Source organism: Pseudomonas sp. LBUM1660, from assembly GCF_059695935.1.
In genome coordinates this window covers 6,369,147-6,386,481 of the sequence record NZ_CP166795.1, presented here as the reverse complement: position 1 = coordinate 6,386,481, position 17,335 = coordinate 6,369,147, and the positions used below count along the sequence as shown (strand labels likewise).

Below are 17,335 nucleotides of genomic sequence, written 5' to 3'. Positions count from 1 at the left end.
TTTGTTTCCTCAATTTTTTAGTCCTGAAGGTAGAGCATCGGCACCGCCTTCCAATCGCCGTCCAGCCCACTCATTTAGGCCTTTTCGGAATTCACTGTGATCTTTGGAGTTGTCGATAATGTCTAGGATTTCATTATGCGCTTTCGTCGAGCCTTTACCGCCATGGTGCCCAGCAGGATTGACAAATTTCACATCTGAAATTGCGGACCGTAGCTCATAAATTTGTTCTGCATTCACTCCCCAGCGCTTGAATGTATCCGCTCTCGAAACCATGTGCCATTCGTGCATTCCACCTGGGTACCTCAATCTGGCTTTAATGGAGTCCTGATAGGTTTTGTTGGACCAAACCGTATCAAATTCGTCTGGAGTCAACTCATTGAACCACTTATTAAATGCGCCATCTTTGACACTTGGAATGCTACCGCCGGGAACCAATTCCTCTAAGGACTTTGTTTTAGGAGTACAGTTTGGGCCGCCGGGACAGACTACTGGTATTGTTTCCAAACCTAAAGGATCGACCCAACCTGTTGGATTGGGTACATATCTGTAGTTGTTCAATCCACCCGCTAGCTTGATTGGATCTGGAGTCAGATACCTCCCAGTGCCAGGATTGTAGTAGCGATGCCGGTTGTAATGTAAGCCCGTCTCAGCATCGAAGTACTGGCCCTGGAAGCGCAGCGGGTTATCAATTTCCGCCACATCAAGGGTGGCGAGGTTGCCATAGGCGCGGTATTTCGCCGACCACATGATCTCTCCGCTGTAATCGGTGAGTTCCTGCGGCGTGCCGAGGTGGTCGAGTTGGTAGTAGAACGGCTCAGCTTTGAGCGGGCCTTCACCGTCGAGCATCGCCAAAGGCCGGAAGGAGCCCGGCTCGTAGATGTAGCTGCGATAGCGGTTATTGGCGCTTTCGGCGATGAGGCGTTCGCCTTGCCACAGGAACTCTGTGGTTTGGCTGTCGACGGTTTTGGCGATACGGCGGCCGAAGGCGTCGTACTTGTAGCTTGCGATGCTGCCGCTGGGGAGGCTGACACCGATGAGGCGGTGTTGGCAGTCGTAGCGGTATTCGGTGACGAGCTTTTGCCCGGTGCCGCGGCGCTCACGGCTCAAATTGCCATAGGCGTCGTAGTCGTAATGTCGATCACCCTGCATCAGCAGGCGGTTACCTTTGACGTTGGCCAGGCTTGCAGCCTGCTGATCACCTTGGCCGAGCAGGTTGCCTGCCGGGTCATGGGCGAAACTTTCCGGCGTGGTGCCACGAACGTTGATCAGCCGGTCGAGCGGGTCGTAATGATAGCTACGATTGCCTTTTCGGCTGTCATCGATGCCGGCGAGGTTACCATTGGCATCGTAAGCGTAGCGACGCTGGAACAGGTTGCGATCCTGCTGGTTGACGCTGTGAGCTTGCAGGCGGCCTTGTTCATCGTATTGGTATTGGCTGAGCAACAGACCCTGTTGACGCTGCTGTTCGCGACCTGCGCTGAACTGGTGAGTGGTCAGGCGTGAACCGTTGAGGTCGATGCTGCTCAGTTGACCGCCTCGTTGGTGGCGATAATCAAGCTTGCTGCCGTCTGGGAGGCGGCAGTGTTTTAGTTGGCCTACGGTGTCGTACTCGTAACGCAGGGTTCCCCAACCTTGGTGCTCGGTGATCAGGCGGTCTTGCAGGTCGTATTCGTAAGCGAGCGGCCAGTTGCCGTCGTCTACGTTGACGAGGCGACCAAGGGCATCGTAGCTGTAGTGAATTTCCTCGCCATCAGCCTGGGCTTTCACCAGCAAGCGGCCAGCGGCGTCGCGCTGGTATTCGGTAATCAGCTCACTGCCGTCATCACCGAACTCGGTTTTCTTTAGTAACTGACCGTTAAGGTCGTACTCGTAGGCGGTCCGTCGACCGTCGAAGCCGGTTTCCTGCTGGATCAGGCCGTTCGGGTAGTAATCAAGATGGTAATGCTCGCCACGTTCGTTTTCGATTTCGCTGAGCAGCAGACGTGCGTTGTCGTAGCGATAGCGCAGTTGGCTACCGTCCGGGTTGATGCGGCGGCTGACCAGGTGCAGGTTATCGGCATATTCGTAACGGGTGACTCGGCCCAGCTCATCACGTTCGGCGGTGACGCGGCCGTATGGGTTGTAAGTGAACGCGCGCGTAGCGCCACCGGGCAGGGTGATTTGCGCGAGCCGGTTGGCCGCATCCCATTGGTATTGGGTGATTGCGCCGCTTTCGTCCTGACGGGTGATCTGCCGGCCCAACGCGTCGTAGCGGTACTTGCGCTGGCCACCATCGGGCAACTGTTCTTCGAGCAGTTGGCCGAGGTTGTTCCAGCCCAGTTGATGACGGCTGCCATCCGGATGACGGATTTCTAGAAGACGGCCCTGGCGGTCATAGTTGTAGTGGGTTGAATTACCATCCGGGTCGATTTGTTCGGTGATATCGCCTTGGTCGTTGCGCCAATATATCCACTTCGCCGGGCCACGATTCACCACACGGACGTAGCCGTGGTAATACTCATAAGAGGTCGGGGTGTCTTCGGGCGGAATAACCGCGATCAGTCGGCCTGCTTCGTTGTATTGGTATTCGGTGACGGCGCCGAGTGGATCTTTCTCGGCGATCAGGCGGCCGTTTTCGTCGTAGGCCTTGAGGTGCTCCGCACCGTCCGGATCAACCTTGGCGACCAGTCGCGCCTTATCGTCGTGGGTGTAGACCTCTTCGCTGCCGTCAGCATTGGTAACCGTGACGCTGCCTTTGTCATCCCAGGCGTAATGCGCGTCCATCTGCGAGAAACTTGCCCAGTGATGGATGCAGCGCGCCGATCTACCTTCTCTTTCCCATTCCCAGTAGAAACTGGCGCCACCGGCGAGTTGCCGCTCAAGAATGACGTTCTGGTCGTTGTAGGCATAACGCTCGGCTTCACCGGCGGCGTTTTTGGCTTCGATCAGGCGGTGCCGGGTGTCGTAACTGTAGGTGACCAGGGTCTGGATGGTGCTCCAGGCGTCTTCCAGGTTGTCGGCCGGGATGAACTGCTGGTAGTCGATGGCGACGATGTGCTTGCGGTCGTATCGCACGAGAAGGGCACGACCGGCGCCGTTATCGACGCGCTTGATTCGCCCGTGAATGTCACGGGTGATGTGCAGGCGATTGCCGTAGTTGTCGCTGATGGCGATCAGCGTGGCGCCCTTGCTGTTGTAGCGAAAGTGGTAGAACTGGGCACGTTCTCCGGCCTGGGTGAGGATCAGTTCAGAGGGATCATCACCCAGGAAAATCGCTGCTTCCGACAGGCTGTTGGTGATCGCCGGACGCTGCACACTCGGTAACGGGAACGTGGTGATACGGTTTTCGTGGTCGGTCCAGACCACCTCTTCATCTTTGATGTCTACCCGCTGGGCAAGTGCATGGCTCCAGCCGTAACCGAGGCCGCAATCAATTTCTGCGGCGCTGGTGCGGTAAAGGCGAGTCCACTCGAAAGGTAGTAGCCCATCGAGCTGACCATCGGTCAGCGTCAGTAGCTCTTCACCGGTAACCATGGAAACCGGGCAATTGTTGGTGCAGGTTTTCTTGGCGCAGGTTGAGCTCTTTTCGTCGGGCGTTTTTGACTGGGCCGGCGCATCGCTGACCTTTTCCTTTGGCTCCAGGACGAATTGTTTTTCTGCTTTTTTTCGAGCAAATGCCGAGGCGTTTTTTTCCAGCAAGGAAGGCGTGTCGCTGGTGATTGGCACCGGACCTTTGGCAGTGGCTGTGGTGGCTTGCTCGATTTTCAATGCGGCCTTTTTCGCGGCATTCATCGGTACGCCTTGCGCACTGGCCAACAGTGGTTTCACGGTTTCGCCGTGAGCCTTCAAGGCGTGTCCCTTACTCGCGGCCAAGAGTTTTTCCGCGAGCTCCTCCAGCATTTTTACCGCTGTGCCAGATTGGACCTTGGCCAAGGTTTTTGTGCCAACACGAATCGCCAGCCCGAGACCGCCCGATAGGCAAATCCCCAGCACCACGTTGATCAGAAAGGAAGCACCTATGGCCGTAATTACTTCCACACAGACTTGCGGCGGCAGCATGCCAACCCACGCGATAATGGCTGAGAGGTAGATGAACATCAGCGGTTCGTCGCTGAGAATCAGCAGTCCGGTGGCAATCGCTTCTTTAGACGCTGAGTAGAGTTTTTTGACTTCTTCCTCACTCAGGTACTGAAGAAGTTTCTCCACATTTTTAAAGGGGTCGGCTAACAGTTCGAACAGGCTTTTGATGTCATCCCACAGACCCAGAAGCGCTTTCTCAAGACTATCGAGTGCAGACTGCATCAATATGAGCGAGCGCCCCGCCCGGTCTGTCGCCGAGTAGCTCGCCCACTGCGGCTGGAACTTACTCGACCACTCGCTTTTCAACCAGCCGTCAAGATTGCCGATGACACCCTGGTATGAGTCGTACAGCGCTTTGACGTTGCTTTCAGAAACATTAGGGAAAAAAGTGATGCGGTACATCTGACCCGGCTTGCAGCCCTTGATAACTTCAATGCCGCTCGGGCCGATAGTCGCAGGAATCACCGGGCCGACAACGTCGTATCCGCCGAACATCGCTTTTTTGACGGGTTCGAGCTTGACCGGTGTATTGCCGATGGGCACGTACCGAGCGCTCTCAAACATATGGATGAGGGTGAAATCACCCATCAACGGGCAGGTGGCAAAGGTTTCAACCGGCCCTGTCTTGGTCTTGCGCTCAGTAACGCTGACTTCGTTGCCTACCTTGAACTTCTGATCGACATCCATTGCCCAGCCTGTCCAGAAACCGTCGGCCCAGGTTTTGTATTCGGTTAGGCAATTATTGAAGTCCTTGAGAATGACATTCACGTCTGGGGTCTTGGCGTCGAGAACTCGAATAACCAAATTACCGATGGGATCAATCATGACGTGACTTCCTTTGTCAGCTCAGCAGCAAGACGCTCTGCCATATCTTCTGTATTGGATTGTTGGCGCACGAAGCGCTCGACCTTGTGGCGCAGGTTACTTTCGGGGAAGGCGAAGAACAGTTCTGGGCAATCCTCTCCCAACCACTGCATCAAGTTTTCGACGACGGTGGTGTGGTCTTTCTCTGCCAGTGTGTCGACTAACGCCTGCGGCACTTCCCACCACGGCCACTTCTTCGCCGGTGGTACGCCCCTCGGTCCCACGTCCAGTGTCTGGCCATTGATCAGGTAGCGGTCGAACACTGGCAAAACCTCACCAGCCCCGGCACCGAGTCCTTCAAGAATCGGAAAAATATGCCGCCCATCCCAGAACCGGAAAAACACTTCGGTACCATCGGGCGTACGGACCTGGGTCAAACTGCGCAGATGTTCAAACACCACGTCCGCCGTGCTGGTGGACACTGCCAGCCAACCCCAATCCTCAGCCTCGGTTTCGGTAATCCATTGCAAAAAACCGGCGTTTGGCTTCAGCTCGGCGAGATAGGGCATGACTGGCTGCCAATCGGCGTAAGGCGTGCCACCCCAGATAGGTATCAGTTCTGGTGCCATCTCTTGCTGGTAGAAGGCCTTCAGCGGCTCGGCATCGCTGGCAGCACTAACGATCAGGTACAGGCGTTCACCTGCCTGCAATGGCTTGTCCGCCAACCACGCTTGCGGAGTCAACAGATCAGATCGCACAAGCACCTGCCTTGCACTTCTCGCACTCTTCACAAAACGGCGCATTGCGTTTCAACGTATTGATCTGCGCCGGGGTCAACACCGCACCCGCCTTATCCGCATCCGCCTGCTTCAACACCCCCGGCAACAACGGCGCAGCCCCCGTCCCGCTTCCCGGCCCACCCCCGGAGTTCATGTTGATCACCGGCCCGCTCAGGGTCACGCCGCCGGCATCGATCTTGATGAAGCTGCCGCCACCGATCAGGGTCAGTTCGCTGCCCGCTTCGAGCACGACTTTCATGCCGCTGCTCAGGTGAATCTCCTGACCCGCGTCGATGAATTGCCCGGTGCCGATCTTGATGTGCTGATTGACGCCGACGGTCAGGTGGTCGTTGGCGCGGGCCTCGACTTTGCGGTCGGCGTAGACGGTGTGGTGTTCTTCGGCCTTGAATTCGCTGTAACTGTTTTTCTCGACGGTGTCGTGGCGTTCGTTGCCGACGCGGATTTTCTGGTCGTGTTCGACGTTTTCGTCCCAGTCGCGCTGGGCGTGCAGGAAGATTTGTTCCTGGCCTTTCTTGTCTTCGATGCGCAGTTCGTTGAAGCCGCCGCCGCCCTTGGAGCTGAGGGTTTTGAAGGTGCTGCGGGTTTTGTTCGCCGGCAGCGGGTACGGGACGACGTTTTCCTTGTGGTACAGGCAGCCGCTGATCAGCGGTTGGTCGGGGTCGCCTTCGAGGAAGGTGACGAGCACTTCCATGCCGATCCGCGGGATGGCGATGCCGCCGTAGTGGGCGCCGGCCCAGGCGGAGGAGACGCGCAGCCAGCAGCTGGTCTTGTCGTCGGCCTGGCCTTTGCGGTCCCAGTGGAATTGCACTTTGACGCGGCCGTACTGGTCGCAGTGGATCTCTTCACCTTTTGGCCCGGTGACCACGGCGCTTTGGCTGCCGAGGATGCGCGGCTTCTTCTGCGTCAGCGGCGGTCGGTTCGGCACGTCCCACGGCGTGGCCTGGAAGCGGTTGCGGTAACCCTGGTGGAAATCGCCCTTGAGGCTGGTGGTGTCGCTGGTCACTGACTCTTCCAGCACTTGCGGCTGTTTGCCTTCGTGCAGGACTTCGGTCAGCAGCCACAGGTCGTTCCATTTGGCTTTCGGGTGTTGGGTCAGGGCCAGGAAATGGCCGCTGACCAGCAACGGCTGATCGCTTTTGCCTTCGGCCAGTTGGAAGTCGCTGCGGTGACGTTCCAGGTTGCGCTTGGCGAGGTGTTTGCCGCGCTCGCGGTCGATGAAACGACCGGGGTAGTCGTAGTCTTCGAGGTCGGGCAGGGCGTCGCCGCGGTTTTCGCTTTCGAGGGTGATGCGTGGTTTTTCGAAGTCGTAGTCGCGGCGGGTGGTGCGGCTGGTGCGGGTTTCCAGGCGCAGGTCGAAGCGCTTGATCACCGGGTTGTTGGCGACCATGCCGGAGTCTTGCTGGTAGGCCACGGGTGCGAGTTTCGGGAACACCGTCTGGTCATCGCCGAACACCAGTTTGTGGGCCGTGGCGCTGTGCTGGAAGTGGTAGTGAATACCTTCTTCCTCGCACAGGCGCTGGATGAATTGCAGGTCCGATTCATCGTACTGAACGCAGTAGATGCGCTCGGGATAAATCGCCCCGACTTTGAATTCGTAGGCATTGCTTTGGATGCCGTGCTCTTCAAGGACCATGCCGATGATTTTCGGCACGCTGAGGTTCTGGAAGATGCGTTGGTTGATGCGGTGCGCGAGGTAGGACAGTTGCGGGCGCAGGGTCACCGCGTAGCGGGTCAGGCGTTTGCCGGAATCACCCTGGGCGGCGCGATAGATCTGGCCATGGATGCCGCTGCCGTCAGGCGAGAGCTGCAAGAAGGCCGGTTTGTGCAGCAGGGTCTCGAGGTCAAGGGACGGCTGTTCACTGACCAGCTCCACCTCAAACACAAAAGGCTGGCTGATGGCTTCCCGACCTTGCAGGGCAAGCACCTGGAGATCGTTATCCAGACCTTCGATAGTCAGGGCAAAGTGAGTCTGATTGGCCGGCGCGAACATCCCTTGTTCCTCTTGCAGTGCTGCGGCGTAAACCAATACCCGATCAAAGGATCAGCAGACGCAAATTCTGGAAAGGCGGAAACAACATCGACCAGCAGAGCTGGCCGATGCGTGAAGCGGTCAGCCGCGATTAAGCGACTGGCTGACGCCAGTCATCGGAACCCGAAGTACCGGATACTTCGTGGGTCCAGGTGATTTTGCGGTAGGTGAACTGTACTTCTTCCAGGTGCGTGAAGTGGGAGTTCGACGGATCCTGGCAGTTGTGCATTTTGTTGTTGATGGCGACGATGATCGCGTCTTCCAGTTTGGTGGTGTAGTAGTGCTCTTGGGTCCCTTGGGCCGAAGTACGGAACCACTGGATAACGATTTCGCTCATGCGCTCGCCCGAGGTCAGAGCCGCTTGCAGCAGTGGCGAAGACTTGTCGTAGACCTTGGTGATCACAACTGGTTTGTGTACGCGCTGACCGGTCGGTTGGCCGGACTGCGGGTCACGCGGGATGATTACGTCGTGGTTGAAAGCCTGAACCATGACCTGGTCTTCGTGACCTTCCTGGTAGGTGTTGCCAACCGAGTCGGCGGTGAACGCACCGGCAGTGATCAGACCTTGTTTTTCGCCAGTGACGGACATGTACGCTGGAGTAGCCATGGATGTGCTCCTTGCTGAATAAAGTAAGAGTGCCCGGGAGGCGGTATCGCCCGGTGGGTGCCTGACTGTTATCAAGGTCCGTGCCAGAAATGTTGAGGGCTGTGTAAACCGGGGGGATGGCCGAGGTTTTCAATCGCTTAAGTGATTTTGAAGGGAAAAGCCCCCTCAAAGTGCGCAAGAAGTTGCGCAGTAGTGCGCAACTTCTTGCGCACCTGGCTACAGGCCACGGCGGGCATGGCTCTCAACGATGTTGGAGGGGTTTTTCGTGGAATAGTGCGCAACTTCTTGCGCATAATGGCTATTAGGCATCAGTGGGTGATGATGGCGTAGCCAAGCTGTCGCCGCTGAACGATTTAGCCAATCTGTTGCATCGACCGGTTGAATCCACAACCCATAGCGGACGTTCAGCAGCACATCTGGCAGTATGTTTTCTAACAGGCTTGTCCTGAATCCATCGCACTACTCAATTCACGAGTATTTTGATCCCATGACCACAGGTCTGAGTGATGCCAACCTTCATTACGTACTTGGGGTCATTGAAAAAGCCCCCAACACGGAATTAAGTGTCATTTGTGAGCACCTACAGATCGACAGTCGCGATCTTTTGAATCAATTGGCGATCTCAATGGCCAGACTGTTTATTACGGGCACCCGCGATTTTCACTACTGTGATGAGGTGATGAATATTGTAATCAGCGATATCGTCGATTTGTCCATGCACGCGGAGATGCCCGAGCCGGCATTTTCTATCTACCAGGCATTTGATGCGGGCGAGCATTGGCACAGCGGCGATCAACGGGATGTATTTCCTTGGGAGAAGTGGACGCGGCCTGAGCTAGAGAGGATTTTGTGTGGGATAGACGAGGGCGCACCCGGGCTTTCGAAGTAGAGCGGATTTCGAGCGCCCAAATGACCGCTATTGGCCGTTCTCTGCCGGTCATGGCCACGAAGCAAGCTGGTCAAATCCGATGCAATTGGTGGTCAGAACAAATGCAAATGACTGGTCAGGTCGAATGCAAACGGGTGGTCAAGTGGAGTGCAATTTCGCATCGGTCTATTTGGAACCGTATCTGGTTGGAGGTCGATGAATGGCCGATTGCTGTTTCACGCTAAGGGGGGCAAGGACAACAGCGGTCGGAAGATATTAGACCTGCTCCTGGCACGAATCCTCAAAGCTGAGGCATCCATTCAAGCAGCGGCGCATCTAGCCGTGAATGATCCCATCCACCTCGTCTTGCGCGGCTAAGGTCACACGGACCGCATCCGTGGAAAACAAGTCTCGTGGACGTTTGCCTCCAAGCATTCCATTTGGCGAAAAAAACCAGAACGCCATCGACCAGCTGTCTTTGGTAGGAGAGAGAATAGAGATTATTTCTTTCAATTCTGGATAAGGGGTGAGCCCAGCTTGAGTGGAGAACGCATAACAGGGGAACAGACTACAGCCTTGATGTTCGATCGAGAAAATTCGATTGCCTACCTCCCACTCAACCAAGGCTGGAGTAAGTATTTCAGCGCGAACATTGAAATGCTGTGCAAGCCTATTAACAGGCAGGAAGTCGCCGCATCCTAAAATGTCGTTCTTGGCTTGAGCGAGCATTTCCTGCTCTCTAGCGAGAATTCTGCCCCGGATCTCGTCTTTTTCCACAACACCACCTCGATTCGGACTTTTTCCCAATCGTACTCCGCTGGCAAGTCGACGTAACGGCGTAATCTCGCCACTCATCTGGCACTCAGACCACCGAACATTCCAACGTATAGCTGTTGGCGCCGCCGTCGAATTAACCCAGTTGCGGAGATGTCATTGAACTAGTCTAATCCCTTGCGAACCATTGGCTGTGCTGGAATTGTTCCGGTCGGATGTCGATCAGTGTTACGTCGGCGCGCGGATCAATTCGGCGTAAGCGTCAACAAATCGAGGTCACCAGTGATGAATGACCCCGGCCACGGCGAACCCACCGACGACGATGGTTACCAGGATCCCGAGAAACTGGAACAGGGGAAGGTACGGTTTAACCTGGTCGGCCCAGTCGAGGGCCAGAATTTGGAGGGACAGGAAGAGGAACGCGAAATAGTCGAACATGGAAATGTTTTTCATAGGTACCGACTATTTATGTCTCCTCGATGTCGACCTGACCAATACGAAGGCCGAAAACTGAAAAAAAATTGAAATTACCGCTTCCGGCGAAAGACGGCTGCGCAGCTACTGCATGAAGCCGCAGGCAAGGTGATCTTCTTCGGCCCGCCCGACTGCGAAAAGACGCTGGCTGCAGAGCTCGTAGCCTTCGGGCTTGTTCAACGTTTAGCTACCGTCCGCTCGGATCCATTGATGCCCTCTCCGTGGTCGAGGAGATCTTTCGGCTTAGAGCGACCCATCACCGTCGACAAGTATGCTCTGGACTCGTGGTATCGGTCCCGATTTTCCAGGCAAGTCGAGAGCATGGGGATCATGACGTACAGCTGTGCCATTGTGACCGGACCGCGCTGCGGTAAAGCGATCGACTCGCACGCCGTTCGTAACATGCTCAGTAGCCGATAATCCCGGGCCTCCCAGTCAACAGGGTGCTTGTTCACGTGCGCAGGTTTGGCGAAGGTTTGCTCTTCGGCGATCAGCCAAGCTTTGTCGTTTCGGTAAAGCCAGGCGTAGAGAGGAGGCATTGTGTTCCTCAAAGCCTGGACTCCCAGTTCAGGATACAAACCATGTAGGTGTTGCCACTGCCTCCTGTGCTCATCAATCTCGCGGCGGTGCCTAGCTTTAAGTGCTAAGGCGTAAGTCGCTGGATGGGCACGTAGCAGCTTATTGATTGTGGATACAGTGATTTGAAACTCTTCACAAAGCACCTGTTTCGATATGCCCTTAGCCAGTTTTGACAGCAGATCCTCTTTGAGTTGGCCTTTTAGTCGTTTGGGCCTGGGAGCGTTTTTGGCTGGAGCCCCTGAGCTTGATAGCGAGACTCGCTTATCAGGTGCCGGCGATGGAGTGCTTGCCACTTGCTGGGCTGATCTGGCCACTTCAGCTTTATAGGCCTCTAGAAACGAGTGCAGGTCATCAAATAGCCAATCAATCAGAATCAGATGTTTCAGAGGATGAATGCTTCTACGGGGGGGACGGACAAGCTGGTTCACAAATGACTCTGAGCTTTTTTTGTCTGCCGGCAATGATTCAAAAAGATGAAAGCGGCGAAGCGGCTCGGTGCGGTCGAGCAGTGATGCAGATCTGCTCCCTTGGAGTAAAGCTGTTCGATAGGCCGTGGCGACGGCGCAAGGTTCGAAGGACGTCGCTCGGCCGATGGATGCAAGGTCGATGACATTGTTCGCCAAGGCCAAAAAAACTGGACGTGACCAGAGTTTCTGAGATGAGGCCTGTTCGATCAAGAATTCCTCGGTAGGTAGCGACCATTCAAACCGACCCGACCACCGTCTACTTTTGGTGGATGCCATGAGCCAAGCTTGATGGCGTGGACAGATCAGCACACCTGGATATTGGTGTGTGAGGTGCCAGTAAGCTATGCCATGGGCGTGCACATCCTCGCGCATACAGTACGGACATGCTTTCAACGGGTGTTCAGCGCCAAAGCCGCTTGATATCAGGCCAAGTCGATATTTAATTGAATCAAGGCGATCGCTTTTTACAGTTCTTATCGCGTCTTCAATTTTAACTTTATTTTGAAATGGAACGAATAGTGGGAATATTGTGTGATTAAGAAGAATAGATTCTGCACTGCCCCAGTATTCGAACCCAGTTCGTTCTAACGCTGAAATTCCGCAGGGGATATCATGTTTTATAAATTGTTGACGCAGTCCCAACACAGCGGTGGATGTCGTCGCAGGGTTTAAGTTACCCATTACCAGATGCTGTCGACTGCACAAACTGAACAGTGTTTCGTCGGGTAGCCAGTCCAGCCGAGGGAATGGCCCTGCCACACATTCCTGACCTGAAGCGGCGCTCATGCGGCCTCCTAGTCGGGGTCAGAGGAGTTTAGTATAGCGGCCGACACCTCGTGCTTCGTATCCATTCCACCTAAACAGCGGATGGTTATTCACGAATCTGAGGTCTCATAACCGTAGGCATCTACCGCTAGTTTTTAATTTCTTTATCATCTAGGCGTGCCAGTTTTTAGCCGTCCAAGCACCGAAAATACTGGAAATTCAGCATAAATCCGCCGTCGGAGGCGGAACTTAGCTGATTTATTCCGGTTGTCAATTGCCATTTTTCGGCGTTACCATGCGGCGTTAAGTAACGGTTGCTAAAGGCATTACTGGAACTGAAAGTGCACGACAAACAAGCGATGAAAACTCTGCCTAATTAACGGAGAGGCAGCCGCCAAAGTGCAGACAGCTAAAATTAGATAGTTGCCGGCCTATTAATCAGGCCTGAGGAAAACAAAATGGAAACTGGATAGAAGACCCAGGAGCCAGATAGACAAAGGCCCAAGTGTGACCTTGGGCCTCTGAGGATAAGTCAGCTTTCGACTCCTGACGAATCCATTGTCCATTCACTAGCGTAGGGCGTCAAGCCCTGCACGGCTCCGCTCATCCCGAGAAAAGTAAATTGCGCGTGGTATAGGCCTCGGCGTGCCAACGCGCTATTGGACTGCTTATTCATCCGATACAGGTGGACTGTTATACGCTGCCTGCTGAGGATTGAATGGACGATGGATAAAATTAGTGGATCTTAAAAAATCGTTATTTCGCATTATAGGTCGACAAGGCCGCTTCAAGTGGGGAGATAACTACTTAGCCGGAATTTACGCAGTCCCTGGTGAAGCTCCCAAGGGCTCTCGTATTTGCCGCCTTAATAGCAGGAAGCTTAGCCGAGCACTGCATCTTCTTTCTACACCTGAAAGGATCTTCGCCCAACTGGCTCTTTATAATCCCAATGTATTTGAGTTGCACGAGCAGAAAATGCTCAGCCCGATTCCACACGTTCATCCACTTCAAGGGCACCCTTTAGCTGCCGGACTGGAACTTCTGCCAGTGAAGGGAACATCATTAGTAGCAGAGGAAATCGGGCTTAAACACGCGACTGTAGTCGTGACGTACGGTGATGGTGAACGCCAGAGGGTTCCCCATCCCTACCTGGGTGATCTGCTTCTCTATATCCAACCGCAAGGCTCAGTCCCCTACGCTGTGAACTGGACAGTGAAGTTGAGTGCGATGGATTTTGATGAGGTCGCTCGGGGAAGCTTGAAGAGCCTAGCGAAACAGAAAGAAGACCGCGAGAAAGCTCGCTTGCGGCATGACTTGGAAGAGGCGTACTACCATAGTGCAGGTATCAGGACTGTGAGGGCTTCTAGGGACCTGCTGGACCCAGTCTTGGTGGCCAACTTGGATCTTCTATATGGCTATCATGATCGCGAAATCAGCCTCGAATCTAATCTTCTCGAGGACTTCTCGCACGATGTCGGTGACTGTGTCGCTCATGGGAGGCCAGTAGCGTCTGTTGCCTTAACGTACGGACAGCGGTGGGGCCGGCGTGATCTGTTTCTGACGAAGATCTACAAAGACATATGGGAGCGTAAGCTACAGGTCAGTTTGTTTGACCCGATTCTTATCGATCATCCATTGGTGACGGATGCGCCAGATGTTCTGCAAGTTTATGGCTCACTTTTTGCCGGACTACCCGAATGATCACTGGCTCAAAGCTGAAAGCACCTGAGGGATTTAAAGGGCTGACGAAGGATGTCGAATACTATTTCCTTGCAAGTGACGGCAAGGCAAACAGGGCGCGCCTTGTATTTTTTGATGAAAAAGGCACCACTGCGAGTTTGCTAACGTTTTCCCGGCCTGAATTTGATCTTGCGTTGACCAATGGTGATCTTGTGGAATGTGGCAGTGACGCCACACCTCCCTGGTTGAAGGCCATCAGCGGTATTTCAGTAGATCAATTGGAAAAATATCGAGTTAGGCCGAAGAAAAGCTACGATGAAACGGTTAACAAGCGTTACCTCGCCATAGCTAATTTGGTAGAAGATGCGGAGCATATTCTCTCGAGCGACAAGCCTGAATCGATTATCAACGCCCATGCCGATCAGCAGTCCCCCAAACTGGTTGGAGCCCGGTTGAGGTTTTGGTTTTTTACCTATCTGGTGTTCGGCCGCTCGAAATGGGCGCTTATGCCCAAGTTCGACCGCTGCGGGAAAGGCAATAGGATACAGGCAGCAGACGGGAAAATATTGGGAAGGCCGCCTAAGTCGGGACTCAAATCCCGATTCCCTGCTACGCCTGAAATGCAGGCTTCTATCGTAAATGGATTCATTAAATATAATGATAAAAGAAAATCTGACGCTGAGATTTTTGGTGACGTGCTGGTGGGTGAATTCGGTTGTGTTCCTTTAATAACATCGAAAGGAAAAAAGAAGTTTTATCAACCTGAAGGTAAGCCATTTCCAACAAAAGGACAGTACGATTACTATCTCGGTCAAGTGATAAGCACCAAGGCGTATAGGAAAGCACGTAGAGGTCCGAGCGGGGCTCGAGCGAAGTCCGGTTTTGTTGGAAGTTTTTCTCATGGCTTGGTTAATGTAAACCAACTTGTTGAGTTTGACGGTTATAACCCCAAAGGCAAGATATCTGGCTTGCTCGAAGGGTCCGCTATGGATTCGGCCTGTGTGGTTCGAGGAGTATGTGGCCAGTCTGGAGCCGTCGTCGCCTTGGGATTCTCCGAAAACAAAGAGAACATGGACGCTTACCGCATGGCCTTGTTTTCGATGGCCATTAGTAAGGTCAAATTTGCCTCGTTGTTCGGATTGACGATTAGAGAAGAGGAATGGCCAACTTACGGTCTGCCACAAAACATCGTCTTCGACCGTGGGCCCGGCTCTACCATGGGTGTCCCCATCCGTTCAGAAGCAGTCGCTCGTGGCGAAATGATGAGTTGGTTATCCAGGCTTGAGCTAACTCCTACCCACTCGGGTCAGTCGAAAGCTACGGTTGAATCATCACACCCTCGGAACAAGTCTGACAATGATCAGCCAACACATTTTCATAGCTCGCTCAACTTTGTCGAAATGTCCAAGCGGCATATTCTTCAAGCTATTTACGATAACCATGCTTCAGATGCTGAGGGGAAGATGACGCCTGAGATGTTGGAGGTGGGCTTTAGTCCAACCCCACATAATATTTACAAGTTCTATAGTGATCTTGGCTACGATGCGGGAACGGAGGTTAGTTTTGACTACGCCGTGCGAGAATTCCTGACTCCTCATCCGGCGCAAATCAAAAGGAGTGGGGTTTATTTTTATGGCCGCAAGTACAACTCTTCAAAGCTGATTGATACCGAAGTTTTTGACAGGATTGCGCTGAATGGCCAGATATCTGTCACAGCGTATGTGATGACCATGTGTGTCAGACACATCTGGATCGAGTTAGAAGGCGTCTTGTACGAACTCGACTTTGTAAAGCCGGCGAGCGTCCACCCCAGCAGTGTCGACATTTCGCTGTCGGATCTTCAAGTGCTCAATGAGAATCGGTTGCGCGGCAAGGCGCAGCTTCGTGAAGAACAGCCCGCGATCCTCCAGGATCGCAATGCCCAGTTTCTTCACGCAACAGGCAAAGCCTGGGACAGTGGTATTCGCAAGCTGGGGCGTCCTGCGAAGGGTGGAGCGGCCGAGCGTGATGCCGCTGACCAGAAGCGGTTGATGGGGAAAGGCCATGACTAACATCTTTTCTACGCGCTTTGACGGACCGGACACGCTGGCTGATATCCGGCGGTTGGTTACAGTGCATCCTGATCCGGTGACCGGTCTTGAGGAGTTGAGCCCCGCATTGGCCGCTGAGCGTTTGTCAGAGGGCCTGAAGACGATTTTCCTTCCCAGCCAGTTTTCTTTGGACTTCATAAAAGACAGCGTTGATCGTGCGCGCAGCTTTTCAGCCGAGAGTTTTTCCACTGACGAGCAATATCAGCGGCGGCTATATCAGCCCCCTGAGGATGAGGCGTTTCCTATATGCCTCACCGGCCTTGCTGGCGTTGGGAAGAGCCAAACTATCAGTGCGCTGATGAAGGTAATGCCTGGACCTGCACCTTATGCATCCGCCCACTACCATGAACCGCATACCTTAATATCGTACTGGTACGCCAGCGCAAGGGGTAAGGCTGGCGGCAGGCAGTTGTTGGAAGACTTCCTCGGCGGCGACGCGAGGGGAGTTAGAGCGAACACATCAAAGCTGCTGACGGAGTGCCGGCGTAGGGTCAATCGTGACGGTGTGTCACTAATGATGCTCGAAGAGATGCAGCATCAGAGCACTGGTCAAGGCGTAGCCCGGGTCACGGATATCCTCCTCACCATGGCAGGGCTTGGGGTCCCGATGATCTATGTGGCGAACTACAGCTTGGGTCACAAATTGCTGACAAGGAACAGTGAGGACAAGCAACGGCTTCTTTCCGATCCGCGCGTAATGCTGCCGGACCATCCTGACTCGAAGGCTTGGGAGGAATATGTTCGAGAATGCATCCGGGTGAGCGGACGGCGCGTATCTGCAGATCCAGCCGCCCTTGTACATGAGCTGTATCGCTGGACGTTCGGTATAAAGCGTCTGGCGGTTCAACTGATCAAGGTGGCGTATTTAGAAGCCCGTGCGGCCCGTCGCCATACGATGACTTTGGAGGACGTCAACAATGCATACCTTTCAGCCTCGTACTCCAGCAGTAGGGACGATGTCGAGGAGCTAACTCGCATCAGCATTCATAAGAATAAAACCGGAGCCAGACCTGACCTTCGTTGTCCGTTCCCGGTACCGTTGCCTTCCAACGTGTTGAGCTTCACCAAGGACGATCGAGCTACACGGGTGAGTGAGAAGGTTTTTGTTTCATCCCTAACAGCCGAGGAGCGTAAGACTTTCGAACAGCTCCATCCGCCAGGCTCACCTTCCAATCCGTCTTCGAAGCCCGTGCGTGAGAAAAAACCAGCCTTACCCAAGCAAACTCGGGAGGGCTTGGAGGATGCATACAGCCGATTGCTATTCGAATCCAAAGGGCCGCCAAAGCCGCGAGGGCCTGCAAAGTAAGCGCTGTGAAAGCCTTCGCGCATTCCTGCTGAG

General features: G+C 54.3%; 11 protein-coding genes. 4 read left to right on the top strand and 7 right to left on the bottom strand.

Features of this window, described 5'->3' with window-relative positions; translation table 11 throughout:
• Window positions 1-9: 9 nt before the first annotated feature.
• From ACA068_RS29610 to ACA068_RS29595, 4 genes are all read right to left on the bottom strand, one after another.
• On the bottom strand, window positions 10-4,884 hold the full coding sequence (locus ACA068_RS29610) for an RHS repeat-associated core domain-containing protein (protein WP_497306646.1): 4,875 nt from the start codon (window positions 4,882-4,884) through the stop codon (window positions 10-12).
• Entirely contained in the window at window positions 4,881-5,621 is a 741-nt protein-coding gene (locus tag ACA068_RS29605; protein ID WP_497306644.1) for a DUF4123 domain-containing protein, read from the bottom strand. Before ACA068_RS29605 ends, ACA068_RS29610 begins: the two co-directional genes overlap by 4 nt.
• The gene (locus ACA068_RS29600; protein WP_497306643.1) at window positions 5,611-7,653 is read right to left on the bottom strand and encodes a type VI secretion system Vgr family protein; all 2,043 of its coding nucleotides are present in this window, start codon (window positions 7,651-7,653) and stop codon (window positions 5,611-5,613) included. Before ACA068_RS29600 ends, ACA068_RS29605 begins: the two co-directional genes overlap by 11 nt.
• A 130-nt stretch (window positions 7,654-7,783) precedes the next feature.
• Entirely contained in the window at window positions 7,784-8,299 is a 516-nt protein-coding gene (locus ACA068_RS29595) for an Hcp family type VI secretion system effector (RefSeq protein WP_017338154.1), read from the bottom strand.
• Window positions 8,300-8,786: 487 nt separating this feature from the next.
• On the opposite strand from ACA068_RS29595, the gene ACA068_RS29590 reads away from it, so the two are divergent.
• On the top strand, window positions 8,787-9,188 hold the full coding sequence (locus ACA068_RS29590) for a hypothetical protein (protein WP_497271743.1): 402 nt from the start codon (window positions 8,787-8,789) through the stop codon (window positions 9,186-9,188).
• 315 nt (window positions 9,189-9,503) lie between these two features.
• On the opposite strand, the gene ACA068_RS29585 is transcribed toward ACA068_RS29590, so the two are convergent.
• From ACA068_RS29585 to ACA068_RS29575, 3 genes are all read right to left on the bottom strand, one after another.
• Complete coding sequence (locus ACA068_RS29585; protein ID WP_497306641.1) at window positions 9,504-10,022, bottom strand: hypothetical protein; 519 nt, start codon at window positions 10,020-10,022, stop codon at window positions 9,504-9,506.
• A 195-nt stretch (window positions 10,023-10,217) separates the two neighbouring features.
• A complete protein-coding gene (locus tag ACA068_RS29580) occupies window positions 10,218-10,379 on the bottom strand; it encodes a hypothetical protein (protein WP_497306640.1) in 162 nt (53 codons plus the stop codon).
• Between the two features lie 212 nt (window positions 10,380-10,591).
• A complete protein-coding gene (locus ACA068_RS29575) occupies window positions 10,592-12,247 on the bottom strand; it encodes a TnsD family Tn7-like transposition protein (protein WP_497306638.1) in 1,656 nt (551 codons plus the stop codon).
• Window positions 12,248-12,964: 717 nt separating this feature from the next.
• Here ACA068_RS29575 and ACA068_RS29570 point away from each other — a divergent pair.
• From ACA068_RS29570 to ACA068_RS29560, 3 genes are read left to right on the top strand one after another with little or no spacing between them, the layout of a single operon-like run.
• Complete coding sequence (locus ACA068_RS29570; protein WP_497306636.1) at window positions 12,965-13,927, top strand: PDDEXK family nuclease; 963 nt, start codon at window positions 12,965-12,967, stop codon at window positions 13,925-13,927.
• Complete coding sequence (locus ACA068_RS29565) at window positions 13,924-15,957, top strand: TnsB C-terminal domain-containing protein (protein WP_497306634.1); 2,034 nt, start codon at window positions 13,924-13,926, stop codon at window positions 15,955-15,957. The genes ACA068_RS29570 and ACA068_RS29565 overlap by 4 nt, the downstream gene beginning before the upstream one ends.
• On the top strand, window positions 15,950-17,302 hold the full coding sequence (locus ACA068_RS29560; protein WP_497306632.1) for a transposase: 1,353 nt from the start codon (window positions 15,950-15,952) through the stop codon (window positions 17,300-17,302). The genes ACA068_RS29565 and ACA068_RS29560 overlap by 8 nt, the downstream gene beginning before the upstream one ends.
• The last annotated feature ends 33 nt before the right edge of the window (window positions 17,303-17,335 follow it).